Genomic DNA, 26,643 nt, shown 5'->3' with positions numbered 1-26,643 from the left:
TTAATGCTTGATGCTGTAGTAAGGACGTCGCGCGATGTAATTTTGGTGTTCGGGGAACATGGCGATATAGAACTCACTCCACCCTCCCTGACGAACCCGCACAAGGTCATACTTTTCCGGATAGACTAGTGACTTTGCATAGGTGTCCGGATCAGCCGTTGTCATTGTGATCAGGTTCGAGCCGATCTCACTGTCTGCAAACATGCGAATAACGTCTTTTACGTTCTCGAGACCGAAGTTCTCTTCAATGTTGAGATCAATTGGAGATGCGTTCGACAGACCGAAATTGATCGGGTCAGTGTTCCAGTCTTTAAGGCCTTTTACCAAATCATGGTTCTGTGATTGCGGTGGCATATCTACCGGGCTTGGTGAAGGGCAGAAGTCATCCGCAATCGTTTCGCCTTCTATCCGGCCATCCGCTGATGCACCCATAGTAAAACCAAGTCCAAGATTGTCCTCAAATGTACCGACACCAGGTGTGATTGTGAACGCAAACTCTTTGTCGGGCAGGCTGTATGTTTCCTTTAGCTTGTCGTAAGCGGCCTTGATGGAAGGAAGGGGATTGTCGATCCCGTCGCGGATGATCTGAACGCATTTACCAACAACCTGTTCGCCCAGATGTTTAAGTTCGTCGGATTTGCCTTCTCCAAACTTGGGCAAAGCCAGTGCATGTGCGCGTAGTTCTTTATAACGTAGAGCTTTGGATTCGGCGCGGACCGGCCCAGCAAGAACATTGTGGAAGGGTTCTTGCATGTTCAGGCCCCAATTGGTGAACAGAGCTTGACGCAACTCACTGAGATCGGTGACAGCGGTTTCTTTATCAAATGCCATCTTCTTGATGGCATAGAGCGCGTTAATGGCATTGGTAATTCCGCACATCATTGGTGCAACGATGTGATAGTCGGCCCCGCCATTGGTCATGTCACGACCTGTTTCCATGCAGCCATCTGTCATGGAAGAGAAGAGTGGGCTCGGGCAGATCGGCCAGAGATCGCCGTAGGAATTCATCAGCGAATTGTAGAATGCATTGATCTGCCATTTGTATTGGGTAAAGAAAATGTCGAGAAATTCCTCGAAGGAATGGATGTCTTCGGGAGGCGGAGAATTCCAACCATTTTTAAGGCCACGCAAATGAACCCATCCTGCGCCAGCTATTGTTGCCCCCTGGTTCATCGCCATGCCGACCACGGGAAGAATGGGAACATAGCTGAACGCCCATTCACTTTTCCCTTGAATGATGGGTTCATAGCAGCCATCGCAGACATAATCACGTGAGTTGGCGGTGGTCAGAGGTCCGCTGTTTTTCAGTGCGGTGCAAAGCTTGTCGTCGTTGAGAAGGATTGGATGAGCGCCACCTGACAATATAGCTTTTCCCGCCTCAGCGATGATTTCCTGATGAAGCTCAGAGTCCATTTTGCGATGTACACGCAAGGAAACACATGGGGCGTTCAAGGGCAACCTGCGTGCGGCGCGTAAGCAAAGCAGCGTGAGCTCGTTGCAACCGTCTTCGGGTTCAGCATCCTCTGTTGGCAGGTAACCGCCAAGCGTCACCTGCTGAACCCACTGGTTAAGGGCGGAACCTTGCGGGAAGTTGCCAGCAGAGTAAAAGACAGCACCTGTGCCATATGTCAGATAGTCTTTCATGTTCTGGCGATTATACAGAACAGTCTCGTCCATCTTTAGCCAGAAGGCGTCAATCGCCTCCTGTGCTGCACTGCGTGTGATCTTGCCTGCAGCGATGTCATGCTGGTAGGCATCAATCAAATACTGATCCAGGCGGCCCAGTGACATGGGTTCGCCTGTTTGATGCAATGAGCAATTGATCAGGAATACGAGCTGCAGACCGTCAACGAAGCCATCGGGTTTATGATTGGCTAGCCTTTCCATACGCTCTGCGATTTCGCGATACACCTGTTTCAGGGATATGTTTTCATCTGGCGTTTCATCCATGGCTTGCCGCGCCAGCGCGCCATATCCAGAAATAAAGTTTTGCAAACCTTCCAAAGCCCACACAACAGACTGATAAAAGTCTTTTGTGCTGACGGTGGCATCCGAGAGCTTTGTCTTCGCCTCGTCCAGAAGCCCTCGGACACCAAGCCGCAGGGCCTTGTGATAATTGGGGATGTTGTGGCCCGTTGCCGAATATTCATTCAGCATGCCAAAGAAACCCTGGATTTTCTCGTCCTCGGTCAGGTACTCCATAACCTGAGTTCCGCTGCCGAGTGTCAAAGGGGGCAGGTTGCCAACAATAATTTCGTAAGGCTTGATGTTAAACAGTTTTGCCTTGTCACGGAACTCTTCACGGCGAAGCACATCAGAAAGACTGATTTTAATGGCAAGCCCTTTGCGCAGGGGTGCTGACGCGCTTTGGCCAATGTGTGAAAATTCGCTCCATTGTGGTTCTGCCAGATAGTCGTTCAAATGGCCGATATATGGCATGTCACATGGTTTTTGCCATGTATCGTTCCAGCGACTGAAGGTCTGGCCCAGCAAGACCATTATCCGGTCGCTGACCGCGTCGACACCGGTTCCGTTCACCTTCTGGACTTTATGAAGGTAATCACGGTTATTGTAGAACATGTAGCCGTTCTGGCTGCGCAGATCGAAGTAGTCGTTTAGCGGAACATCAAGATTTGCTTTGCTGGATTGATCATCGATAAACCGTGAGGGGGGGATGAACCAAAAGTTGCCAGATTCTGCGTGGCTATTGCTAAGAAGTTTGTCCTTCACAAAACCCTTTTTTGTGCCAACGATGTTTTTAATCAATTCGTTATAGACACTTCCACTATCTGCATAGGCCACGAAATAAACGCCTTCTTCGCGCCCGCCTCCCTCTGGCGCGAAACCATAAGGTATGGCTTGACGGAGAATGCGTTGGGTTACACGTTCTCCATTGAGTTGGCGCACGCATTTGATGTGGCTGCGATCATCGGGCATCGGGACAATTGTGTTGTCATGGTTGCGTCCAACCATGTCTTCTTTCTCGATCATCGACATATCGTCGAGACGTGACCAATTGTGTTTGAATTTTTGCTGGATGACATAAGCCCCGCCACGGTAATAGGCGTCTGAATTACCGATAGTGCATCTTTCCGAGATGTTGATCGGGTCAACAGGGTTAACCATGGCGTCACGGAAACGTTCGGCGAAAACCTTACCTTCCTTGCGTTTTTCTGCAGTCGTTTGAATGGAATGATCAATTAACAGCTCAAAGGAATGCAAGATATCCTTTGCTATCAGGTCACAATTTTTGACGTTATCACTTTTTATATGAAACCAGAGCTGCCCGCCGGTATCTGAAAATGGTTCCTGGTCCAGGCCTTCTTTGCCGGTGATCCCAACGGGATAGGGCATGTCATGTTGGTCACACCACTCTTCCCAAAGGTTATAATCAACACCACAAATACAAACCGTATGGTCCTTAAGTTGTGCGCATTTCTGTTTGATTTCTTTTGCAGCGTGAGACCAGTGATCGCGGCAATCGCGTCTGTCATGCTTCAGAAAAAGTGTCACAAAATGTGCGTATTCGGGGAAAAACGGGATGCCGTCCTGTGCAAGGAGAATATTGGGCGTCTGCGTTTCGTCTGGATGCGGTTGACCATTCTTCAGCATTTGAAATCGTCCCCATATAATTTCTATCTAATAGAAATCATATATCTATTGCGATTTCGATCAATAGTTGATTGATGATGGACTTGTTACTCTTTTTGTATGCATGCCTGCCAGAGGTACAGTACGGCATACTAGATTTGCCGAAGACCATGAAGAGGGTCTTCGGCAAAGCGCATAAAATGTCAGGTTTTACAGACGATTTTGCTCTGCGGCGGCCTATTTGCCCACGCCGACCTTGATGGCGAGTTTGCGAAACGGGCCGATGCGGTTGATGGCGGTGAGGCCGGCGTAGCGCAGGTCGCGGAGTGTTTTGGGTTCGAACATGGATGCGCGGTTAAGCAAGTCGATGCCGCCGACGCGGGCCACGGTTTTCGGTAGTTGGCGCCGTTCATAGGATTTCAGAAGCGGGGTTGCGCCGATATCCTCGCCGTGCAGTTTGGCCTTGGCCATCAGTTCGGCCAGGGTTTCGATGTCATGCAGGCTCATATTCAACCCTTGTGCGCCAATCGGCGGCACGACATGGGCGGATTCCGCAATCAATGCAAGGCGCGCGGCAATCAGGCGCGATGGCACTTGCGAGATCATCGGCCAGACGGCGCGCGGGCTTGCGACGGTCAGCGGGCCAAACAGGTTCATGGTGTCCTTGGTGATGTCGGCTGATAGGGACTCGTCGCTCATGGCGTTCAGTTCATCGGCGCGGCTGGCCGGGACCATCCAGACCACCGATGAGCAGGGTTTGCCATCAAGATCGGGCATCGGGACGAGCGTCAACGGACCGCCGGTGCGATGAATTTCGGTCGAGATGCTGTCATGCGGTTTGTCGTGGGTGACGACAAAGACCAAAGCACTTTGATCATAGGCCCAGCGTTTGTATTTGATCCCGGCCATGTCACGCAGCGACGAGTTGCGACCGTCTGCTGCGATCACGACTTTGGCCTGTACGGTCTGACCATCTGACAGCTTTGCCTCGCCGTAGCGTGCGGTGCTTTTGAAAGCCGTCACCTTGGTCGAGAAGCGGAAATCGACATTGTCCAGTTCCGCCAGGCGCGCCATCAGGGCGACACGGGCGGCCTTGTTCGAGACATTCCAGCCAAAGAAGCCGTTCTTGGTTTCCGCGCCATCAAAGTCGGCGGTTTCACGCGGGGTGCGTTCCGTGCCGCCGGCATCGACAATCCGCATGACGCGCAGTTCCGCACCGGTCGGTTTGATGGCATCCCATACGCCAGCCTTTTTAAGGGTTTCGATGCCCGGCTCAAGGAAAGCGGTGGTGCGCAAATCCGTGCCTTCGCCGATATCGGCAGGAGCGGGGTCGACAATCACGATCTGATGGCCATCTGCCGCAAAACGTGCCGCAGCACTCATTCCGGCGATGCCGCCGCCTGCAATCAGAATATCGGTTTCGATCATGACTGTTTATCCTGTTTCTTGGCCGGGGATGGCGGCCCAGATCTGTGCTGCCATCGCCATTAATCCATGCCGGGCAATGTGCCCTGTTGCGTTACTATACGCAATCAAATTGGCGCGGGTTTGATCCAGATTACAGCAAGGTGATTTTGTCCGTTTGGCGTGGGGATTGCCCCAAAGAGCGTTTTCGGCCACTTTGGAAATGCCTGCCGCCACCACCCCTTACAGTTAAGGACGTCAAAGATGCTCGCCTGGGTATTTCTGTTTGTTGCGATCAGTCTTGAAGTGATCGGGACGATATCGCTGAAATTTTCCAACGGATTTACCGATTGGCGTTTCACGGTTCTAAGCCTTGGGGTTTATGGGCTCAGCTTCTGGTTCCTGTCGATGACGTTGCGCATTATTCCGGTGGGGACTGCCTATGCGGTGTGGGCCGGGCTTGGGACCGCGTCGGTTGCACTGATCGGCTGGCTGTTCCTCAAGGAGCCGATGGCGGCGGTTAAGGCTGTGTTCCTGTTGATGATCATTGCCGGGGTGGTTGGACTTAAGACCATCAGTACGGAAAGTTAACGCCGTTAACTTTGGCGCGTCATGAAGCCGGTTTTGCCATTGATTTGATCTCAGCCGCGAGATCGAGGTGCTTCGGTGACCAGCCAAGGTCGCGCAGGGCAGCGTGATTTTCCATGACTTGATGGTGGGCAAGGCCCGCCGCCCAACTGCCAAAGCGGTCCATGGCGGTTTGGGTACTGATCGTCTCGATCTTGCAATCGTCGCCCCCGAACTGTTGTGCAATCAATTGGGCGAGGCGGTGGTTGCTCATGCCATTGATGGCCGCACCGAACCAGGATGATTTGGGCCGGGCGTCGCACAGAGCCCGGCGATAGAGGTCCGCCAGATCATCCGCATGGATCATCGGCAGGGTGATATCGGAGCCACCGATAACCGTGACGCGGTTTTCGCTGCGTGCGGTTTCGATATGGCGCGACAGCATCCCGTAGTGTCCATGCCGCCCGTTGGCGTAAACACACGCGGGATGAATGATGATGCCATCAATCTCGTCATTGCCGCGCACCCGATCAATGCCCGCACACATCCATTGAAAATCGGGCAAGGGATCGAATGGGCAGCTCTCATCAATGGCCTCACCGGGCCTAGTCCGTGGAAAGAGCCACGTGCCGCCGGTATAGACAAAGCGCACAGGGCCGGGCATGTCACGGGCGGCGGAGATCAGGTGATCAAGCAGGACGCGGTCGGTTTCGGCCATGTCATCGCCAAAGGTGCAGGCGGTGTGAATGATCGCATCGACAGGGGGCAAATTCCCGACCCACGCAGCGGGGTTTGTTATGTCGCCCATGATCGGCGTTGCGCCAAGATTGGCCAGCATGGTGCCGCTGGCATCCGAGCGGGCAAGTGCCAGCACATCGTGTTGATGATCGATCAGGTTTTCAATAATGGCCGATCCGATCTGACCGCTTCCACCGGTGACAAAGACGCGCATTTTCTTCCTCCGCGATGGATGTGATGCGGTCTTGTCCGACCTCAACCCCGGTTAAGGTCAAGAACAAGGTGGTGGCCGGGCATAAAAAAGCCGGGCAGATCCGCCCGGCCTTGATGATTTGGCGGCAGTGAAATCAGTTGGCGACTTCGAAAATGCCGTCAATTTCAACCGCAACGCCGAGTGGCAGGGCGGCAACGCCAACGGCCGAGCGGGCATGTTTTCCGACATCGCCAAAGATTTCGACCATGATGTCAGAGGCGCCATTGACGACTTTGGGCTGATCGGTGAAGTCGGGGGCGGAATTGACGAATGCGTTCAGTTTGACAACGCGGGTGACCTTGTCGAGATCGCCGATGGCGGCTTTCAGCTGTGCGACGAGGTTGAGTGCGCAAAGACGCGCAGCTTTCTGACCGGTTTCGACGTCATAATCCGCACCAAGTTTGCCGACGAATTTCAGTTCGCCATTTTCCATGGTGATCTGACCGGAAATATGGACCAGATTGCCGGAAACCACATAGGGCACATAGTTCGCCACCGGGGCGGTTGCGGTCGGAAGCGTGATGCCGAGATTGGCGAGATGGGCGTCGATTTTACCAGCCATGATGATCCATCCTTGTTGCGTGGCAGATGTTCAAATTTGCCCCCAACTTATCGGGGTTGGCGGGCAAACAAAACCATTTCTTTGTATCGCTGCAATCGCCGGATCTGCGGGGCGGGCACGGGCCCGAAACCCATTCAAGAACTGTTGAAAAAAATCGAATTGCCATAAGGGGAAAGGCCCGTAACAATGGGGCCTCGGCAGCACAGCATACCGCGTGCTGCTTTGTTTTTTGTCGTATTGGCGCGGCGCATGCCGCGAAAAGGTTGGATCAGATGGCGTTACGGGATCAGATGAGGCATGTGCATGGTGGCTGGATTGCCCTTTTGGGGGTTTTGATCCTGTCGCCGGATGCGCTTTTGCTGCGTCTGATAGAAGCCGATGATTTTACAACCGCGTTCTGGCGGATGGGCTTTTTGAGCATGGCGCTTTTGGGTGTTGCGCTTTGGAATGGGGCGCAGCAGGGCAAGAGCATTGTGCAATCCATCCGGCCCAGCAGATATGAAATGCTGACCGGGCTGTTTTACGGCGGGACCTGCACGCTTTTCATGTTTTCGGTGCGCAATACCGATGCGGCCAATACATTGATCATTATCGCCGCGACGCCGCTTCTGGCCGGGTTGATCGGGGTGTTTATTTTCAAACGTTCCCAACCGATGCGGACCTGGATTGCATCGGTTGTGGTGTTTGTTGCGTTGCTCAGCCTGTTTAGTGCCGGGTTTGGCGGAGCAAATGCGCTGGGTGATATGCTGGCCCTTGGGGCGTCGATCTGCATGGCGGGTTATTTCAACGTGCTGGGGGCCAAGTCTGATGTCGATGCGATCAAGGGCATGCTGTTTGGGTCTTTTGTCGTCTCGCTGGTGTTGTTGCCAGGTGCTGAGCCGTTTTCGCCAATCGGGGCAGACTGGATCTGGCTTTTGTTGATGGGTTTCTGGGTGTTACCGGCGTCATTCCTTTTGATTGCTTATGCTTCGCGCAAAATTCCGGCGGCAGAAGTCAGCTTGATCATGCTTAATGAGGCGATCTTTGGATCGTTTCTGGTCTGGGTGTTTGTCAATGAAGTGCCCGACGAGATGACCCTGATCAGCGGATCGGTCGTCATCAGCACCCTTGTCATTCACAGCCTTCTGGGGTTGCGGGCCAGCAAGCGGGCCAGAAAACAGGCCCGGGCGGCTGCCTGACGTTTCCAGTCTGATAACGAGCATTCTTTAGGTGCGGTTGTAACCTGTGGGAATTGACATCCGCCTTATACTGTTTTAATGAGTATACTCAATGAGTGTGCTCATTTTAGGGGGTGTTGATGAATATTCGGACTGCGCAACGTGAAGAAACCCGGCAAAAGATCCTTAATGCGGCACGGGAATGTTTTTGCAGTGGGGCCTTTGATGCCGTGCCAACGCGCGAGATTGCCAAGAAGGCCGGCGTTGCCGAAGGCACGATTTTCAATCACTTTCCGACCAAGGAAGAGTTGCTCATTTGCTGTGTGGGCGCGCAAATGGCGGAGGCCATTGAAAAAGGGCTTTATACCATGGACCCGGAATGGTCCTTTGTTGATAAAGTCATGCATATTGCGTCCTACCGGTTTACGCAGGTCGGGCTTAATCCCGGTTTGTGGCAAGTGATCATGCAGCAGATCGTGTTTTCGCCCAGAAAGGGCGCTGTGCATTCCGTCATGGAAAGCAGCGGGCTGGTTGCTGCTGTTCAGGCGCTGATTGAAGAGGCGCAGCTTTCGGGGGAGCTTAACCCGGACTTGCCGCCTTATCTTATACAGAAGACCCTGATGGCGCTGTTTCTCTTCACCATTCACGAGCATTTCAGCACGCAGAATTTCGATTGCGAAGACATGTGCGCGACATTGCGCGAACTGCTTGAGATTCAGGTGAAAGGGCTTTGGGTATCCGCGTCGGAACAGGCGGCCTAATCCCGGAGGTCGCCAGCTATTCTCCAATCAGATGCAGGGTGACCTTGCGATGATGGGGCGCGCGGCGATTTTCAAACAGATAAACGCCCTGCCAAGTGCCAAGTACGGCGCGGCCGTTTGAAACCGGGATGGTCAGCGACACATCGGTCAGGGCTGATTTGATGTGGGCGGGCATATCATCCGGGCCTTCGCAGGTGTGGCGATAGAGGCTGGGATTTTCCTGTACCAGTTGGCCAAAGAAGCTTTCAAGATCGAGCCGGACATCCGGGTCTGCATTTTCCTGAATGGTCAGGCTGGCGGATGTGTGGCGGACGAAAACGGTCAGTTGCCCGCGCACAAGACCGGTTTCAGCCACCCATGACTGGACCGGTTCGGTGATTTCGTACAATCCCTGACCGTTGGTGGGGATTTCAAGGGTTGTTTGGTCTTGTGAAAGCATGGAACTCCGTCCGGCTTGGGGCCGGACGGGATCACAAAGAAGAACCGCCGTCAGGCCGCAGTTTTGAGCTCACTCTGATCGTAGAAGCGAAGGGCGGTCATGGCAAGGTTGCCGAACTCGTAACTGTTATGTAGGACCTTGGCAGCAAAGCCTTCGGGGGCGGCACCCAGCGCAACATAAAGCGGCATCAGGTGGTCGTCCTCGGGATGGGCCATTTTGGCGCCCGGCGCGGTATCGCGATAATCAAGCAGGGCGTTGATATCGCCCGCCTCGATCTTTTTGAGCATCCAGTCGGTGAAATTGGTTGCCCAAGTCTGCGGCGGGCCTTCGTTGAAATCAAGCGCGCGCAGATTGTGGGTCATGGCACCACTGGCAAGGACAAGAATGCCTTTCTCGCCCAGTTTGCGCAGCTTTTTACCCAGTTCATAATGATCGCGCGCATTGCCATGGCCCAGCATGGAAAGCTGAAAGACCGGAATGTCGGCATTGGGGCGGGCGAGGTACATCGGCATCCAGGCACCGTGATCAAGGCCGCGGTTAGCGTCGGTATCAATGCCGATTTCCTCGGCGATTTCGCGCGCCATTTCCGGGGCGCCATCAACGGCATATTGCAGATCATAAAGCGCACGAGGGAAGCCGTAGAAATCATGGATGGTTTCCTGCTTGGCGGCGGTCGAGATCGTCGGCGCGGCGGCCTGCCAGTGGGCGGAAATCATCAGAATGGCGCGCACGCCATCGGTCATTTTCGAGAGTTCATCGACAAAGAAGTGGAAGGCCGGCGTGCTTTGACGCGCCACCACCATCGGCGATCCGTGGGAAATGAAGATCGGCGCAAGGCTTTGTGCGCTGCTGCCGGTGTTTGAAGCTGTGTTCGTCATGGGAAAACCTCGATGGGTTATTCAATCATTTGATATGAATATGCGCCGCATCGGGGATATTGACCAGTCACGGTTTGGCAACAGTGTGTTGCCATTTGCTATTTTTGTTACCCGGAAGGAAACATTGGCGGGGGAATACCGGTCGCATAGTTTCGTGATTTTTCAGAAGGACTTTCGTTTGTTTCTGGAGGAATTATTATATATGCATTTGCTTTTCATAATATTATGCGAATTTAAAGGTGCTTGATAATCAACCGGAAGAGGCGCATTGTGAAACTAAGAATGATTTTCTGATTAAAGCTGTCAAGGTATGACGCAACAACGATCGCCCAAGAGCACGGTGCTTGAAAGGTCACGCTTTTCCTTGCGTGATTTGCCCAGTGCCAAACAGTTCGAGATCTGGAAAGAAAGCATCAACTGCATCTATAGCGTGGATGCGGACCGCAGGATGCGTGCAGACGGCTTCGTTGCCAATCTTGATTCCTGGCGCCATCGCGACCTGATGATGGTTGAGGCGCAAAGCTGTTCACAAAGCTTTTCGCGCACGGCCCAGATGATCGCAGCCGATGGTATGGATCATTATAACGTCCAGCTTTACACCGATGGCGGGGTAAAATCCGATATCGGCCTTGGTGGCGAGGTGCTTCAACCCGGCGGGTTGCTGTTGCTTGATCTGTCGCAGCGGACCGAAGCCCAGGCCAGTGAGCAGTTCAATTCCCTGCATCTATTTCTGCCCCGGCGTCTGGTCGAGGATCATCTGACCGATCCCGAAGGTCACAACCTGCGTTTTCTCTCAGAACGTGACCCGCTGGTCGGGATGCTGTTTAACCAGATCCTGTCGATGCATCGCTATATCGATCAACTGGACGACGGTCAGATAAACGTATTACAGCAAACCATCGTCATGTTGCTGGCGACCTGTTTGAATGGTGCAACGGGCGAGACAAATGCGAACCAGTCGATGCGGCACGACATCGAAAAGAGCGTGATGATCCGGCGCTATTTCCGTGAACACCTGTTATCGCCAGATTTGAATGCAGAAACGGCGGCGGATGATCTTGGCCTGTCGCGATCAAACCTTTATCGCCTGTTCAAGAAACATGGCGGGGTTAATCAGTATCTGCGCGATATGCGGTTGCGCCATGCGCTCAAGGTTCTGGGGGACCCGATGCAGGGCAAGCGTTCGATCTATGATATCGCGCTTGAGTGCGGCTATGAGACGGATGCCGGTTTTATCCGGGCGTTTCGCACAAAATATGGCCTTACGCCGGGGGATGTGCGTGCGGGTATTTCACCGCATGCACGCCACCGTGATGAAGGGGCACTCGACAAGCGCTATGAGAACTGGCTGCATGCGCTTGCCTAAAACCTGATCAACAGAGCTTTGATCAGGTTGTTTGGGGGGACGCGAGATCAGGCCCCTTCATCTTTTACCGTGCTGCACACACGGATCAGGCAACAGTTTCAGTCGGCGCCAAACCGTTTCGACGCATGCCCGTGGCAGATGTGCGGGGGGACATATCCGGCGCATTATTTGGCGCGGATGTCACATCTGCATTTGAATTTGCATGTCTTGCCGAAAGCGGGATGGATGCCGGGTTGTCGGGGAAGCCGAGAACCGCAAGAATTCCGATATGGTTGGCGCAAAGTGATTTGATAAGCTTTGTGGTCGAGGCCCAGTCTGGCAACAAGGCCAGGCGCGCCCGCCCGATATACGCCCCCATCAGGCGGGCAAGATCGGGCGTATCGCGCGCAATAATCACAACAGGAAGCAGATGGGCATGCAAAAACCTGCGATATTCCGTCTGCACGGAAACGCGGCCCTGTTTGATGCCCGAGTTAGTCGTTTCGGATGATTTCATCACACCCTCCGCATGACTGATCTACTTGATCAGCGGTTTGTACCCATGCTTGAGAATAGCGGATACTATGCTGCGGACTGTGCAGGGCGTGCCGGTTTATTGACCGGCAGTGCCAAAACACTGTTTTTGGGTGCGTTTCCCGGTCAGGGGAGGGCGGCGATCACCGCGGAGCTCTCTGTCAGCTGGCAATATTCCGAGGCCAGAACCGTGGCATAAAGATCAAACACATCCTGCGCGGCGAAGGTTTTGCCATTGGCATCTCGCATATCAATTGCCGTGGTGGCATCAAGCACGAGCCAGTTTTCAAAGCCAAGGCAATGGCCCAAACGAATGGTGACATCCATTGAATTGTGGATGACCACACCGGTAAAGATCAGGCGCTTGATGCCGCGATCATGGAGGTGTTTTTCCAGTGACGTTCCGACAAAGGCGCAGTTTTGCTGCTTGGCGATGACGGTTTCACCATCCAGGGGCAGGGCTTCGTCCTTGAACGGCTGTCCCGGGCCATCGACATAGAAACTTGAAGCCGGGTTGGTTTCTTCGTGGCGGATATGAACGATCGGAAGGCTTGCCGCACGAAACTCTGCCAAAAGTTTTGCGATGACGTCGGCGTAATCGGGATTGTTTTTGCTGTTCCAGCGCGGATCATCGATGGCCTTTTGCACATCGAGGACAATGAGAGCGGTATCCAAATCAATGGCAAGAGCAGACATGGTTCGAGTTTTTCCAGCTAGTTTGCGGTCATTAGTGGTCGCAGTTTTCGGAATCCTACTAATTTCATTCATGAAATGATACCTTCAGAATTAAACCAATTGATTAATTAACTAAATGGTTTATTAATTGGGGTATGACTGAAACTGAAGCAAAACAGCTTGATCTCATCTTCAGCGCACTGGCCAGTTCCACCCGACGGCAGATGCTAGATTTGCTCGTTGAGGGGGGGGCGACGGTCAATGAGCTAGCGGAACCGTTTGATATGAGCCTTCCGGCGATATCAAAACACATTCGCGTACTCGAGCGTGCCGGCTTGGTGCGCCGTGGCAAGGACGCGCAGTTTCGGCCGTGCACTTTGAACTCCGCCACGCTGGAAGCGGTTGTACACTGGGCGGATCAATACAGAAATATCTGGAGTACAAGGTTTGACAAGATTGATGAGCTGGTTTTGAAGGAAAAGGGCACGGAATATGACTGATCAGCAAGGTTGGCTACGTATTGAACGTGAATTTGATGCCGATACTGATCGTGTTTGGCAAATGTGGACGGATCCGGAATTGTTCAAACAGTGGTACGGCCCCAATAGTGCCAAAATACCCGTTGTCGAGATGGATGTTTCTGTTGGTGGCGTCCGCAAAATTTGTATGGAAATGGCAGGACCGAACGGTAGTGTTCAAATGTGGTTTATCGGTGTTTTCAAGGAAGTGCGAGCACCAGATCGCCTTGTCTATACCGAGAGTATGTGTGATGCGAACGGCGTCATAATATCTGCGCAGAGTATGGGAATGCCTGAGGGAACCCCGGATGTAACAGAAGTTACCGTGGATTTACGTTCTGAAGGTGGGAAAACCATCATGACGATGATCCATGCCGGTGTGCCAGAAGGGAGTGCGGCAGGTGGTGGTTGGATGCAAGCCTTTGACAAGCTTGGCGTGGTAGCGGGAACTACAGGCTAGATTGCGTCAGAAGATTGTCCGTCATTCAAGTGAAATAATGCAAAACGGCCGGGGACTTCCCCGGCCGTTTTGCTTATTGCGTCAATTCTTCTGAAGGGCTTAAGCCCTTAGGAGCAACCGGTGGTCGCGCCACAAGAGTCACATTTCAGGCAAGTGCCGTTGCGCACCAGGGTGAAGTTGCCGCAATCCGGGCAGCCGTCGCCTTCATAGCCTTTCATGCGGGCTTCGCGGATCTTGTCCATCTTGTCATCGGTTTTGGCGATGACTTCTTCGCTGGTGGACAGGATCGCAGCCGCCTCGGTCGTGGTGGTCGTGGTGACTGTGGTCGCACTTGCGGTTTCCGGTGTGTGGCTGTGGCCATCGGTGCCGGTCGATTTGACTTCGACAACGCGTTCCTCGGCCGGGACACCACCATCAACCACATAGAGGTTGCGACGGACAAAGCCGCTTGATGCCACCTTGCGGATGGTTTCAATCGCCGGATCGCCAGCTTTCTCGGCGGCTTCGCCAAGGTCACCTTCGGCGACACCTTCGCCAACCGCATCCGGCAGGATGTCGGACGGCTGAACGTGGGCGAGGTCGTTACGGCCAAGGTAGGAGATCGCCAGTTCACGGAACATGTAATCAAGGATGGAGGTTGCCATCTTGATCGCATCGTTACCCGAAACCATGCCGGACGGCTCGAAGCGGGTGAAGGTGAAGGCTTCGACATACTCTTCGAGCGGCACGCCATACTGCAGGCCGATGGACACCGCGATTGCGAAGTTGTTCATCAGGGAGCGGAAAGCAGCGCCTTCCTTGTGCATGTCGATGAAGATTTCACCAAGCTTGCCGTCTTCGTATTCGCCGGTGCGCAGGTAAACCTTGTGACCGCCAACGGTGGCCTTCTGGGTGTAGCCTTTGCGGCGGCCCGGAAGGGAGCGACGGTCGCCACGAACAACGCGTTCGATGATTTTCTCGACGATCTGCTCGGACGCCTGGGCTGCCTTGGCCGCGGTCGGCTGATCTGCGTAATCGTCTTCTTCCACCAGTGCGGAGTTGAGCGGCTGGCTGAGTTTCGAACCATCACGGTAGAGCGCGTTGGCTTTGAGGCCCAGACGCCAGGACAGCATGTAAGCGTCTTTACAATCCTGGATGTTCGCGCTGCTCGGCATGTTGATGGTTTTGGAAATCGCACCCGAGATGAACGGCTGCGCCGCGGCCATCATGCGGATGTGGCTTTCTGCCGAGAGGTAGCGCTTGCCGATACGGCCGCACGGGTTTGCACAATCAAAGACCGGCAGGTCTTCGTCGCGCAGATGCGGGGCACCTTCAAGGGTCATCGCACCACAAACATAGGTGTTGGCTGCTTCGATCTGTTTTTTGTCGAAACCAAGGGCGGCGAGCATGTCAAAGTCCATGCTGTTGATCGCCTTGGCATCAAGACCCAGCGTGTTGACGCAGAAATCATCGCCAAAGGTGTATTTGTTGAAGACGAATTTGACGTCAAATGCGTTCTTCAGGGCACCTTCAACCTTGGCAATGGCTTCGTCGTCAAAGCCCTTGGCTTTCAGGTCATCATGGGTGATGGCAGGCGAGCCTTTGAGCGTACCGCGACCAACCGCGTATTTTTCAATGTCGCGGATCTGGTTTTCGGTATAGCCGAGCGTTGCAAGCGCAACCGGAACGGTGCGGTTGATGATTTTGAAGTAACCGCCGCCGGCAAGCTTTTTGAACTTCACAAGTGCGAAGTCCGGCTCGATCCCGGTGGTGTCGCAATCCATGACCAGGCCGATGGTGCCGGTCGGGGCAATAACGGTGGTCTGGGCGTTACGGTAGCCGTTCTTTTCACCAAGCTCGACCGCCTTGTCCCAAGCTGCACGGGCTGCAACCGGAAGGTCGGCATAGGGGCTATCGGCAGCAACCAGCGGAACCGGGTTGATCGACAGGCCTTCGTAGCCTTCCTGCTCGCCATAAGCGGCACGACGGTGGTTGCGCATGACGCGCAGCATTTCGTCGGCGTTGTCGCCATAGCCCGGGAACGGACCCTGTTCGCCAGCCATTTCGGCCGAGGTCGCATAGGATACGCCACACATGATTGCGGTCAGCGACGCGCCAATCGCACGGCCTTCGTCGCTGTCATACGAAATGCCCATGCTCATCAGCAGGCCGCCGATGTTGGCATAGCCAAGACCAAGGGTGCGGTAGCGATAGGACAGTTCCGCAATACGGTCAGACGGGAACTGTGCCATCAGAACCGAGATTTCCAGAACCACAGTCCACAGACGGACAGCATGTTCGTAGGCCTCGATATCCACGCCGCCATCATCAGAACGGAAGTTCATCAGGTTGAGCGATGCAAGGTTACATGCGGTATCATCAAGGAACATGTATTCCGAGCACGGGTTGGACGCATTGATGCGACCCGAGTTCGGGCAGGTGTGCCATTCGTTGATCGTGGTGTCGTACTGGATGCCCGGATCCGCACAAGCCCAGGCAGCTTCGCCGACTTTGTCCCACAGATCGCGGGCCGAGATCGATTTGGCAACTTTGCCATCCGTACGACGGATCAGTTCCCAGTCACCGTTATCAAGAACAGCCTGCAGGAAGTCGTTCGAGACACGCACAGAGTTGTTCGAGTTCTGACCCGAAACGGTCAGATATGCTTCGGAATCCCAATCGGTGTCATAGGTCTTGAAGCTGATTTCAGTGAAGCCCTGACGGGCGAATTCGATGATCTTGTTGATGTAGGAATCCGGGATCATCACGGCGCGGGCGCCCAGCACAGCTTCTTTGAGCTGCGGGTTGGCACGCGGCAGGAAGCGGTCTTCGGATTCTGCATCACCATCCCAATTGCTGCACGCTTTCAGAACAGCGGTAAGGTGCTTTTCAGCCAGCTTGGATCCGGCGACGAGGGCAGCAACTTTCTGCTCTTCGACGACTTTCCAATCAATATATTCTTCGATGTCTGGGTGATCGATATCGACCACAACCATTTTGGCAGCACGACGGGTGGTGCCGCCCGATTTGATGGCGCCAGCAGCACGGTCACCGATTTTCAGGAAGCTCATCAGGCCCGACGAACGACCGCCGCCCGAGAGGCTTTCACCGCCGCCACGAACATTGGAGAAGTTCGAACCGGTACCCGATCCGAATTTGAACAGACGCGCTTCACGTGACCAAAGGTCCATGATGCCGCCTTCGTTGACGAGGTCGTCGGCAACGGACTGAATGAAGCAGGCATGCGGCTGCGGATGCTCGTACGAGCTGGAAGATTTGGTCAGTTCGCCGGTTTTGAAATCAACATAGGAGTGACCCTGTGCCGGGCCATCAATGCCATAAGCCCAATGCAGACCGGTGTTGAACCACTGCGGAGAGTTCGGTGCACCCATCTGGTGGGAAAGCTGATAGCGCATTTCATCAAAGAAGGCCTGCGCATCGGATTCGGCGTCAAAATAGCCACCTTTCCAGCCCCAATAGGTCCAGGTGCCTGCCAGACGGTCAAAGACCTGGGTCGAGCTGGTTTCGCTGATGTAGCGTTTTTCAGCCGGCATTTTGTCGAGCTTGGCAGTGTCAGCGGTCTGACGCCACAGCCAGGACGGCACGTCCTTTTCCTTGACCGGTTTGAGCGCAACCGGAACGCCAGCCTTGCGGAAGTATTTCTGTGCCAGAACGTCACTCGCCACCTGCGACCAGGAGGCGGGCATATCAACGTCATTCATCTCAAAAACAACGGAACCATCCGGGTTTTTGATGACGGAGGATAGCTTACGAAATTCGATATCGGCGTATGGGCTGACGCCTTCCTGAGTGAACTTTCTGGTGATCCGCATGGTCTGCTCCGGTTGTGATCAGACGTGACAGGGCGCTTTCGGGTGATGCGCCAACATCGCCTGACTTTATATAGTTTGCTCAATGCTCTTGCGCTGCCCCCGATGCCGATATTTTCCGGCATTTCCAGAGCGTCGCAATTATGGGTGGTCGGTGGTGTGGTCCCCCCTTGGAACCAGCCGGTCCGTGGGAAGGAATATAACGGCAAAATTTCGCCACAGTCCACTAATCTTTGTGGTTGACAGTAATTTTTACCACAACATGTAGTGGGCTAGGTGCGGTCTTGCTGATTCGATGCTGGAGGGATTCTCGTTAACAATCTCTGAATCGGTCCGGGAGGCCCGGAAAACTGCGCTTTGTGTCGCAGCGTGATTGTGTGTCGGTCCAAAGAATCGGACTACATATTGTGTGGTAACGAGGTAAACCTACACAACGCAGGATCAAGCTAACGCCGTTTTCATTCCATTTCCAGTGCGAAGCGAAAAACGCGGCGTTTCGTTGTTTTTCCTAGCATGGAAGCCAATGATAACAGTTTGATATTTATATTAAAGTCTTCTTTTTGCTGCAGGCGCAAATGCAGGAAGGACAAGGCTTGCGGCCTACTACATATATGGGGCGGTTTGTGGATAACGGGGTGGATAAAGGCCCCAGATGTAGGGGGATCAAAGAGTCGTCGCCCCACAAGCAGTTGTGGGTTGTTTTAAGACGCCAAAAGTCACCCTGAACACGTATCGATTTCGCATTCGACGCAATGCCATGGGTTTTGTTGATCAGTTTGCCTTCCGGGCGGCTTGAAACATTGACTTTCCCCGCACATCACGACATATAAGTCACTTGATTAACAGGGTGTATCACCGTGTCGCCCTGTGATGCCTTTTGCCGCCTTCCCGAAATTCAGGCGGACAAACCAGATCTGGAGAGAGACCCAACATGGCCACCGTCGGCACCCGTATTTATACTGCGCTGTTTGGCAAGCGCGTTGGCGAAGACCGTTTCGGCAATACCTATTACACCGAAAAGACTCCGGCAAAGGGTCGCCGCACCAAGCGTTGGGTTGTTTACAAAGGTGTCGTCGAAGGATCGAAAGTTCCGGCTGAATGGCATGCCTGGCTGCATTACACCGTTGATGCGCCGCTGTCTGACAAGGCCGAAGACCGGTATGACTGGCAGAAAGATCACCTGCCGAACCTGACGGGTACCAAGCATGCCTATCGCCCGAAAGGCCACGAATATAGTGGTGGCAAACGCCCGGAGGCGACGGGTGATTATCAGGCCTGGTCGCCGGAAGGCTGATCAGCCAAAAGAATTCCGATTTCAAGCGGGCGCGGGGGGAACTCGCGCCCGTTTGTGTTTGGGATATATCTGACGCGTTTTGAGCGGTTGTGTTTTGGCGCCGCGCAATACAATATACGTATCAATGAGATACAAATTGGATAAGGTCTATGAGCAACAGACTGATTGAAACCATTGCCGGTGCTGCCGTGATCGCGATTGCGGTCGGATTTGCGGCCTATTCCTATTCACGCGCCGGGATCAATACGGTGGAAGGCTATGAAATCATGGCCAGCTTCAACCGTATCGACGGTCTTGTTGTCGGTAATGACGTCCGTGTTTCCGGGGTCAAGGTCGGTACGGTAACCGCACAGGAACTGGATCCCGATACCTATATGGCGGTTGTCAAAATGTCGGTGCAGCCCAATCTGGCGCTGCCGCTTGATAGCTCAGCCAAGATTGCCTCCGACGGATTGCTGGGTGGCAAGTTTGTTGCGCTTGAGCCGGGCGGGGATATCGACATGATCGAGGCCGGTGGCGAGATCGAATACACCCAAGGTTCGGTCAATCTTGAAGACCTGATTGGTCAGGTGATCTATTCCTCGACCAACAGCGAAAATTAAGCCATCGCGGATCGGTGATTTACGGCCATGATTTTGCCGGGTTTGCCCCGCAAGGTTTGATGCAGATAGGCCGCAAGGGCAGGGCGAGCAACGTAAACCCTGCCTTGCACAGAATGTCGGAGCGGTTGATGAAAAAGACCGAAAATGTTGATCACTTCCCCACCTGGCAGGCAAGCGATGGTTCGCCGCTTTCGTGTGTGGAAAAGATCAAGGTTCTCAATGACAATTTCGGCGAACTGCGCGAAATCATGCAGGATGCGCTGGAAGATGCGCTTCTGATGGGCTGTGACGAAGAACAGTTTCGCAATGTGATGCGCGATCTGGTGGCCGAACTGCATAATCCTTATGACAAAAGCGATAAACAGGACTGAAGACCACAATGAAACGATCCTTTGCGATTGCCGCGATTTGTTCGACATGTGCAATGATCGGAGCAGCGTCTTCGGCGCTTGATTATCGCCCGGCCCCGGTCGCCCAACTGCAGGGGCTTGATAAGATTACCGCACGGATTTCGACTTTTGAGGTGCCCGTCGGGCGCACGGCAAGTTTCGGGACGCTCGAAATTCGGGTGGATGCTTGTTTCCGCACACCACCGGAAGAACGCCCGGAAAGCGCGACTTTCCTTGATATTGCCGACATTCGCGATGATGGCAATGCCACGCGCACTCAACTGTTTTCTGGCTGGATGTTTGCTTCAAGCCCGGGGCTGTCAGCGCTTGAACATCCGGTCTATGACGTGTGGCTCAAGGAATGCCTTGGCCCGGCCAGCTCTGAGGGCGAGGGCGGCGAATCCGCACCGCAAGGTCAGGCTGCACCGGAGCAGCCATAAGCCCAACTGGACGCCAATCAGGTCCGGATTGGAAACAAGCTGATCGCAATTGCGGTCAGCTTTTTTGTGGACTTTACCCCGTTTGACATCACCAAATGGCGGAAAACAGCTATTCGCAAGGCCAAGGCGTTCGCGATGATTGGGCCAAAATTGTCAAGAATATGGCAGATGTTTTTGTGATTGTTTCCCTAAACGAAAATATATGTTGCGGTTTCGCTGGCTTGAGGGCAAGCGGTGCGCCTGTCATCTTCAGTTGACGATTTATTGTGGTGCAGCGTTCGTCTGCACCTTGTGAACATGAGGGAAATGAAAATGTTTAAGTCGATTAAAAAAGCTGGCGTTGCGCTGACCATTGCTGCAGGTCTTTCGGGTGCGGCTTTCTCAGCCCAGGCGGCGGATACCTACAAACTTGATCCGACCCACACCAGCGTGATCTTCATCGTCAACCATCTTGGTTTTTCCAACTTCCAGGGCCGTTTTGCCGGTACGACCGGTGAGCTGACCCTTGATCGTGAAGATCCGTCGGCATCCTCAGCGACCATCACCATCGATCTCAACCAGATCGATAGCGGTGTTGAAGCGCTTGATAACCACATGAAGACGGCTGATTTCTTCAATGTTGAAAGCTTCCCGACCGCAACCTTCACCAGCACCTCGGTCGAGCTTGTTGGCGAAAATGGGGCAACCGTTACCGGTGATCTGAGCTTCCTTGGTGAAACCAAGCCGCTGGTTCTTGACGTCACCCTGACCGGTGAAGGCGAACATCCGATGACCGGTGACTCGGTTGTTGGCTTCTCGGCAACCGGTACCGTGACCCGTTCGGAATACGGCATGGATTACCTTGTCGGCGGTGTTGGTGACGAAGTCGAACTTCAGATTTCTTCCGAGTTCCTGAAACAGAAGTAATTCTGTCTCACCGGGTGTAAGATGTGCGCTGTGGCAAGTGTGCTGCGGCGCACATCATATTTTAGGCCCGGACAAAATTGGGTAGGACCCGGAACAATCCGGGCTGGCAGTGAGGGAAGCCGGTTATGACACTTCGCAGTACAAAGCAGGCCTTTGGCGCGGTGACCAAGACCATCCACTGGGTGATGGCGCTTCTGGTGATCAGCGTATTTTCCATCGGCTGGTATATGGATTTCCTGCCGCTCGGCATGGAAAAGCTTGAATGGATATCGCGCCACAAGTCGCTTGGTGTGACGGTGCTGGCGCTTGTGATCCTGCGTGTGATCTGGCGCCATAGCGAACCGACACCTGAAGAACTTGGCAAATGGCAGATCGAACGGCTGGCGGCAAAGGCCGGGCATCTGGGTTTGTACTTGCTGATGTTTGCCATGCCTTTGACCGGTTGGACCATGTCATCAGCGGCAAACTACCCGGTCAGTGTGTTTGGCCTGTTTACCCTGCCAAACCTTGTTTCGCCCGATCAGGAACTGTTTGACACATTGCGCACAGCGCACTGGTTGCTGTCCTGGGCGATTGCCGGATTGGTTGGTGTTCATATTCTCGCCGCACTCAAACATCATTTATGGGATCGCGATGCCACGTTGCGCCGCATGTTGCCCGGCAAACTCGAGGAAAACTGACATGTTTCAGATGAAACGCAAAATGCTGCCCGCCTTGGCCCTTGCCACAACGCTTGCCGGTTTTTCCGGCGCGGCACAGGCAGCCGACCCATGGGTGGTTGAGGCCAATGACAGCGAAATCGAATTCACCGGTACGCAGCTCGGTGCCGAGTTCGAGGGCGAATTCAAATCTTTTACTGCCGAGATCGTGTTTTCACCCGATGATCTTGCCGGTTCCTCGGTCGAGGTGCTGATTGATATTGCGTCCGCCGATACCGAGAATGCTGATCGCGACAGTCAAATCGTCTCACCCGACTGGTTTGACGCGGCACAATGGCCGACGGCAAAGTTTGCCACCAAGTCCTTTAAAGAAATCGCGCCGGGCAAATATGAAGCGGTTGCCGATTTGACGATCCGCGATGTCACCCGCGAAGTGACCTTGCCGTTCGATCTTGAGATCGAAGGCAACGAGGCCGAAGCCAAGGGATCTGTGACGATCAACCGTACCGACTTTGGCGTCGGGCAGGGCCAGTGGGCCGATACATCCCAGGTCGGTGATCCGGTCACCATCGAAATCGAGATCGAAGCCAAACGCCCGTAATTGGCGCTGCACTAACGATCCAGAAGAAAAGCCGCCCCGGAGAAGCTCCGGGGCGGCTTTTTCGTGATCTGATGTGATGTGTTACGACGCGTTCTTGCGCAGATTGTCAAGGAAGGCCTCGACTGCGTCATCAAGGGCGACGGCCTCGGACACCAGTTTCTCGGCAGTGCTGGCAAGCTGGTTGGTGCCAGAGGACACTTTGCCTGCATTGTCATTAACCGTCTCGATGCGTTCAGAGACTTCGCGCGTGCCGTCAGCCGCCTGTTGCACACTGCGCGAGATTTCGCCGATGGCGGCGTGCTGTTCCTCGACAGCGGCGGCAATTGCGGTTGAGCTGTCCGCGACCTGGGCGATGGTTTCGGAAATCCGGCGGATGGCATCAACCGCTTCGGTGGTTTCATTCTGAACGGCGAGGATTTGCTGGTTGATCTCCTCGGTCGCCTTGGCGGTCTGGTTGGCGAGGTTTTTGACCTCGCTTGCGACCACGGCAAAGCCTTTGCCTGCATCGCCGGCACGGGCCGCCTCAATCGTGGCATTGAGGGCCAGAAGGTTGGTCTGTTCTGCAATATCGCCAATCAGGCTTGCGACATCGCCGATACGTTGGGCAGCGTCAGAAAGCCCGGTGACCGTTTCATTGGTCCGCGTGGCTTCTTCGTTGGCACGGCTGGCAATGGTCGCAGAATTGGCGATCTGTTGGGCGATCTCATCAGAGGATGCGGACAGTTCTTCTGTTGCTGCCGAGACGGTCTGAACATTACCAGACGTCTGGGTTGTCGCCGAGGCAACGGCGGCAGACAATTCGCTGTTCATGTTGGTTGCACCGCGCATTTCGTCGGTGGCCGATTGCATGTCCTTGATCGAGGTCGAAATCGAGCTGATCAGTCCTTTGACCTTGGCATCAAGTGAGTCCGCCATCTCCATCACTGCAGCACGTTGATTTGCTTCTGCTTGTTCTTCAAGCTCGCGCTGGTTTTCCTGCAGCTTGACGTTTTCGACGGCCTGTTCGCGGAAGGAGACGACAGTGCGGGCCATGTCACCGACCTCGTCTTTACGCTCCTGTCCTTCGATCGTGCCATCCAGATCGCCGCTTGAGATGATCCGCATGCGGGCCGCCAGTGTTTTCAGCCCACCGGTGATGTCTTTGCCGATCGCAACGCCAGCAATGGTCATGACCAACAAGATGATCGCCCCGATGGTAATCACAAATGTGGCCTGTTCACGGAAGGCGGCATCGACATCATCAATATAGATGCCCGTACCGATCACCGGTCCCCAAGGTAGGGGGTGGGCATAGGAGAGCTTTTCAAAGGTCAGTTCCTTGTCCATGCCCGGTTTTGGCCAGTAGTAGGAAAAGAACCCGCCGCCTGGCTGATTGCCAGCCTTGATCAGTTCACGAATGAAGTTCGTGCCGTTTGTATCTTGCAGGCCATCAAGGTTCTTGCCCTCAAGTGCCGGATTGGCTGCATGCATTTCTGTCATGCCATCAATGGCAAAGACAAAGAAATAGCCGATCTCGCCATCATATTTACCAGACGCAGCAATTTCATAGAATTCCGAGATTGCTTCATCTTGGGTCAATTCCCCGGCAGAGACTTTGTCTTGATAATGTTGCGCGATCGCGACGACATACTCTGTCGTCGAGCGTATTTTTTCTTTTCTGTCGTCAAGAAGTGAGCTTCTTAGCTCTGCGAGCTGCAGTGCAGCAATGGCGACAACGCCCAACAGCGCGATGATAGACAAGGCTGCGATTTTGTAGCCAATCCTAAGGTTCCCCAGCATTTTTAATCCCCCAAATGCCACCCCAAAAAATGCATAATGTTCGTAAATGCTACTCCCAAAACGCATAATGTTCGCAAATGATGATATACATTAGTGTAGGGCGCAAGCGATTAATTGAGTAATTATAATACAATGGTGGGTTGTTGTTTTTCTTTTTTGGTGTTGTGTAACAAATTGTTTCTAAACAAATTTGTGAAAAATGCTGCAAAGCAAGAAAAAGGGCCGAGACGTGAATGTCTCGGCCCTTCAAAAGTATGGGATAGGCTGGGTTTGTTTATTTGGTTGCGCTTTTGCGCAAATTGTCGAGGAAGGCCTCAACCGCGTCATCAAGGGCGACGGCCTCGGACACCAGTTTTTCTGCGGTGCTGGCAAGCTGGTTGGTGCCAGACGACACTTTGCCGGCGTTGTCATTGACCGTCTCGATGCGTTCAGAGACTTCGCGCGTGCCGTCAGCCGCCTGTTGCACACTGCGCGAGATTTCGCCGATGGCGGCGTGCTGTTCTTCAACCGCGGCGGCAATTGCGGTTGAGCTGTCGGCGACCTGGGCGATGGTTTCGGAAATCCGGCGGATGGCATCAACCGCCTCGGTGGTTTCGTTCTGAACGGCGAGGATTTGCTGATTGATTTCCTCGGTCGCCTTGGCGGTCTGGTTGGCGAGGTTTTTGACCTCACTCGCGACGACGGCAAAGCCTTTACCGGCATCGCCGGCACGGGCGGCCTCGATGGTGGCGTTGAGGGCCAGCAGGTTGGTCTGTTCGGCAATGTCGCCGATTAGGCTTGCGACATCGCCGATGCGTTGGGCAGCTTCGGACAGGCCGGTGACCGTTTCGTTGGTGCGCGTCGCTTCGTCATTGGCGCGGTTGGCGATATTGGCCGAAGTTGCAATCTGCTGGGCGATTTCATCCGAGGAGGCCGAGAGTTCCTCGGTCGCGGCAGACACGGTCTGAACGTTTCCCGATGTCTGGGTGGTGGCAGAGGCCACAGCTGCCGACAGTTCGCTGTTCATATCGGTTGCTTGACGCATTTCATCGGTCGAGAATTGCATGTCCTTGATCGATTTCGAGATCGAACTGATCAGTCCCTTGACCTTAGAATCAAGGGAATCGGCCATATCCATCAGGGCTTTGCGCTGATTTTCCTCGGCCTGTTTTTCAAGTTCACGCTGGTCTTCCTGAAGCTTGATGTTCTCGATTGCCTGGTCGCGGAAGGCAACCACCGTGCGAGCCATGTTACCGACTTCGTCACCGCGCTCCTGATCCTCAATATTGCCTTCAAGGTTTCCACGCGCGATGTATTCCATGCGTTGCGAGAGTCGTGAAAGAGGTGCAGTAATATCGCGTCCTATAAAATAGCCGATCACAAATAGTAAGACAGAAAGGGCGCTGCCAAATGTCAAAATAAGCAGTGCATTTTCCCAAAATTTAGATTCAATGTCATCTACATAGACCCCGGTCGTTAAGATGTCGGACCACGGAAGTTGTCTTGAATAAGATATCTTTTCAAAATTTTGATCTTCGGGTTGATTGGGTTTTGTCCAGAAATATCGCGTGTAGCCGCCATCGGACTTTTTGCCTTGAGCTACAAGGTCAACAGACATCAAATAGCCATTTGCATCCCCAAGTTTTGAAACGTCTTTTCCATTTAGTTGCGGTGCCTTAGGATGCATCTTCATGACGACATCTTCAGAAATAATCAAAAAATACCCTGTTCCGCCGTCATAGTTTGCAACCCTTGCAATCTCATAGAACTGCGCTATCGCATCATCTTGGGATAATGTTCCTGAGGCCACTTTGTCTTGCAGTTCCTGTGCGACCGTTACTAACGTCATTGTCGCAGTTTTAATCTTGTCCATTCTGTCGTCGACAAGATTGCTACGCAGATTGAAAAGCTGAACCAAAGAAAGGGTCATAATAATTATAAAGGCGAGGAAAGAAATTGACGCGATTTTGCGACCGATCTTGATATTTCTCAGCATATGCAGACTTCCTAAGTATGAAATAGACAGGTAGCGATACTTTGAGGGAGCATTTGGGGATGGTTTGGTGCGGTATCAAGATTACTTGAGCTTCTCATGCGTGATAAATTGAGTTTATCTAAATGTTTGGAATTGCAAATTCTGGCATAAGCGAGAACCCCTCAGGGAAAGTGAATTCATCGCATTTATTCATCAGTCTTTCTCGCTGCCAGAATTAGTTGGGAGGCGTTGAACCTAATCCGGCAAAAGCCATTTCATCCTTTTGTCAAAAACAAAAAAAGGCTGGAGCATTTCGCCCCAGCCCGTT

General features: G+C 53.6%; 24 protein-coding genes. 13 read left to right on the top strand and 11 right to left on the bottom strand.

Annotated features, from left to right (window positions below):
• Nucleotides 1–3,612: a Dyp-type peroxidase gene (locus tag ACXAIA_RS16785; protein WP_475350336.1), complete on the bottom strand. Its 3,612-nt coding sequence runs from the start codon at nucleotides 3,610–3,612 to the stop codon at nucleotides 1–3.
• A gap of 216 nt (nucleotides 3,613–3,828) precedes the next feature.
• Complete coding sequence (locus ACXAIA_RS16780) at nucleotides 3,829–5,019, bottom strand: FAD-dependent oxidoreductase (RefSeq protein WP_475350335.1); 1,191 nt, start codon at nucleotides 5,017–5,019, stop codon at nucleotides 3,829–3,831.
• Between the two features lie 240 nt (nucleotides 5,020–5,259).
• On the opposite strand from ACXAIA_RS16780, the gene ACXAIA_RS16775 reads away from it, so the two are divergent.
• Nucleotides 5,260–5,586 carry a DMT family transporter gene (locus ACXAIA_RS16775; protein WP_475350334.1) on the top strand — a complete coding sequence of 109 codons (327 nt, stop codon included), beginning with the start codon at nucleotides 5,260–5,262 and terminating at the stop codon, nucleotides 5,584–5,586.
• A gap of 19 nt (nucleotides 5,587–5,605) precedes the next feature.
• On the opposite strand, the gene ACXAIA_RS16770 is transcribed toward ACXAIA_RS16775, so the two are convergent.
• Nucleotides 5,606–6,514, bottom strand: a complete 909-nt coding sequence (locus tag ACXAIA_RS16770; protein WP_475350333.1) for an NAD-dependent epimerase/dehydratase family protein — start codon at nucleotides 6,512–6,514, stop codon at nucleotides 5,606–5,608.
• Nucleotides 6,515–6,647: 133 nt separating this feature from the next.
• The gene (locus ACXAIA_RS16765) at nucleotides 6,648–7,115 is read right to left on the bottom strand and encodes a RidA family protein (protein WP_475350332.1); all 468 of its coding nucleotides are present in this window, start codon (nucleotides 7,113–7,115) and stop codon (nucleotides 6,648–6,650) included.
• Nucleotides 7,116–7,387: 272 nt separating this feature from the next.
• Here ACXAIA_RS16765 and ACXAIA_RS16760 point away from each other — a divergent pair, with 272 nt between their 5' ends.
• The gene (locus ACXAIA_RS16760) at nucleotides 7,388–8,293 is read left to right on the top strand and encodes a DMT family transporter (RefSeq protein ID WP_475350331.1); all 906 of its coding nucleotides are present in this window, start codon (nucleotides 7,388–7,390) and stop codon (nucleotides 8,291–8,293) included.
• Between the two features lie 119 nt (nucleotides 8,294–8,412).
• Nucleotides 8,413–9,033 carry a TetR/AcrR family transcriptional regulator gene (locus tag ACXAIA_RS16755; RefSeq protein WP_475350330.1) on the top strand — a complete coding sequence of 207 codons (621 nt, stop codon included), beginning with the start codon at nucleotides 8,413–8,415 and terminating at the stop codon, nucleotides 9,031–9,033.
• Nucleotides 9,034–9,049: 16 nt separating this feature from the next.
• Here ACXAIA_RS16755 and ACXAIA_RS16750 read toward each other — a convergent pair whose 3' ends face one another.
• Complete coding sequence (locus tag ACXAIA_RS16750) at nucleotides 9,050–9,472, bottom strand: secondary thiamine-phosphate synthase enzyme YjbQ (protein WP_475350329.1); 423 nt, start codon at nucleotides 9,470–9,472, stop codon at nucleotides 9,050–9,052.
• Nucleotides 9,473–9,522: 50 nt separating this feature from the next.
• Nucleotides 9,523–10,350, bottom strand: coding sequence for a DODA-type extradiol aromatic ring-opening family dioxygenase (locus ACXAIA_RS16745; protein WP_475350328.1), 828 nt, complete (start codon nucleotides 10,348–10,350; stop codon nucleotides 9,523–9,525).
• Between the two features lie 310 nt (nucleotides 10,351–10,660).
• Here ACXAIA_RS16745 and ACXAIA_RS16740 point away from each other — a divergent pair, with 310 nt between their 5' ends.
• Nucleotides 10,661–11,716 (top strand): AraC family transcriptional regulator, encoded by a 1,056-nt coding sequence (locus tag ACXAIA_RS16740; protein WP_475350327.1) that lies wholly within the window; start codon nucleotides 10,661–10,663, stop codon nucleotides 11,714–11,716.
• Between the two features lie 85 nt (nucleotides 11,717–11,801).
• On the opposite strand, the gene ACXAIA_RS16735 is transcribed toward ACXAIA_RS16740, so the two are convergent.
• Together ACXAIA_RS16735 and ACXAIA_RS16730 are read right to left on the bottom strand one after the other, a co-directional pair.
• Complete coding sequence (locus ACXAIA_RS16735; RefSeq protein ID WP_475350326.1) at nucleotides 11,802–12,212, bottom strand: hypothetical protein; 411 nt, start codon at nucleotides 12,210–12,212, stop codon at nucleotides 11,802–11,804.
• 143 nt (nucleotides 12,213–12,355) lie between these two features.
• The gene (locus ACXAIA_RS16730; protein WP_475350325.1) at nucleotides 12,356–12,925 is read right to left on the bottom strand and encodes an isochorismatase family protein; all 570 of its coding nucleotides are present in this window, start codon (nucleotides 12,923–12,925) and stop codon (nucleotides 12,356–12,358) included.
• A gap of 134 nt (nucleotides 12,926–13,059) precedes the next feature.
• Here ACXAIA_RS16730 and ACXAIA_RS16725 point away from each other — a divergent pair, with 134 nt between their 5' ends.
• Both ACXAIA_RS16725 and ACXAIA_RS16720 read left to right on the top strand, forming a co-directional pair.
• On the top strand, nucleotides 13,060–13,404 hold the full coding sequence (locus tag ACXAIA_RS16725) for an ArsR/SmtB family transcription factor (protein ID WP_475350324.1): 345 nt from the start codon (nucleotides 13,060–13,062) through the stop codon (nucleotides 13,402–13,404).
• Nucleotides 13,397–13,882 carry an SRPBCC family protein gene (locus ACXAIA_RS16720; protein WP_475350323.1) on the top strand — a complete coding sequence of 162 codons (486 nt, stop codon included), beginning with the start codon at nucleotides 13,397–13,399 and terminating at the stop codon, nucleotides 13,880–13,882. Before ACXAIA_RS16725 ends, ACXAIA_RS16720 begins: the two co-directional genes overlap by 8 nt.
• A 107-nt stretch (nucleotides 13,883–13,989) precedes the next feature.
• Here the strand turns inward: ACXAIA_RS16720 and ACXAIA_RS16715 are convergent, their stop codons facing one another.
• Entirely contained in the window at nucleotides 13,990–17,694 is a 3,705-nt protein-coding gene (locus ACXAIA_RS16715; RefSeq protein WP_475350322.1) for a vitamin B12-dependent ribonucleotide reductase, read from the bottom strand.
• A 928-nt stretch (nucleotides 17,695–18,622) separates the two neighbouring features.
• On the opposite strand from ACXAIA_RS16715, the gene ACXAIA_RS16710 reads away from it, so the two are divergent.
• The 7 genes from ACXAIA_RS16710 (at nucleotide 18,623) to ACXAIA_RS16680 (ending at nucleotide 22,582) form a co-directional block, all read left to right on the top strand.
• A complete protein-coding gene (locus ACXAIA_RS16710; RefSeq protein WP_475346250.1) occupies nucleotides 18,623–18,985 on the top strand; it encodes an NADH:ubiquinone oxidoreductase subunit NDUFA12 in 363 nt (120 codons plus the stop codon).
• A gap of 149 nt (nucleotides 18,986–19,134) precedes the next feature.
• On the top strand, nucleotides 19,135–19,587 hold the full coding sequence (gene mlaD, locus ACXAIA_RS16705; protein ID WP_475346249.1) for an outer membrane lipid asymmetry maintenance protein MlaD: 453 nt from the start codon (nucleotides 19,135–19,137) through the stop codon (nucleotides 19,585–19,587).
• 128 nt (nucleotides 19,588–19,715) lie between these two features.
• Nucleotides 19,716–19,958, top strand: a complete 243-nt coding sequence (locus tag ACXAIA_RS16700; RefSeq protein WP_167725297.1) for a hypothetical protein — start codon at nucleotides 19,716–19,718, stop codon at nucleotides 19,956–19,958.
• 8 nt (nucleotides 19,959–19,966) lie between these two features.
• Entirely contained in the window at nucleotides 19,967–20,416 is a 450-nt protein-coding gene (locus ACXAIA_RS16695) for a DUF2155 domain-containing protein (protein WP_475350321.1), read from the top strand.
• 312 nt (nucleotides 20,417–20,728) lie between these two features.
• A complete protein-coding gene (locus ACXAIA_RS16690) occupies nucleotides 20,729–21,322 on the top strand; it encodes a YceI family protein (protein WP_475346247.1) in 594 nt (197 codons plus the stop codon).
• A gap of 125 nt (nucleotides 21,323–21,447) precedes the next feature.
• Entirely contained in the window at nucleotides 21,448–22,002 is a 555-nt protein-coding gene (locus tag ACXAIA_RS16685) for a cytochrome b (protein ID WP_475350320.1), read from the top strand.
• A gap of 1 nt (nucleotide 22,003) precedes the next feature.
• Complete coding sequence (locus tag ACXAIA_RS16680) at nucleotides 22,004–22,582, top strand: YceI family protein (RefSeq protein ID WP_475350319.1); 579 nt, start codon at nucleotides 22,004–22,006, stop codon at nucleotides 22,580–22,582.
• 81 nt (nucleotides 22,583–22,663) lie between these two features.
• On the opposite strand, the gene ACXAIA_RS16675 is transcribed toward ACXAIA_RS16680, so the two are convergent.
• A complete protein-coding gene (locus tag ACXAIA_RS16675; RefSeq protein ID WP_475350318.1) occupies nucleotides 22,664–24,361 on the bottom strand; it encodes a methyl-accepting chemotaxis protein in 1,698 nt (565 codons plus the stop codon).
• 274 nt (nucleotides 24,362–24,635) lie between these two features.
• Complete coding sequence (locus ACXAIA_RS16670) at nucleotides 24,636–26,270, bottom strand: methyl-accepting chemotaxis protein (RefSeq protein WP_475350388.1); 1,635 nt, start codon at nucleotides 26,268–26,270, stop codon at nucleotides 24,636–24,638.
• Nucleotides 26,271–26,643 lie beyond the last annotated feature (373 nt).

The sequence above is a fragment of the Thalassospira sp. ABL2_045 genome (assembly GCF_056161285.1).
Note: the sequence above shows the minus strand (reverse complement) of the source record. Positions and strands in the feature narration are given on the sequence as shown.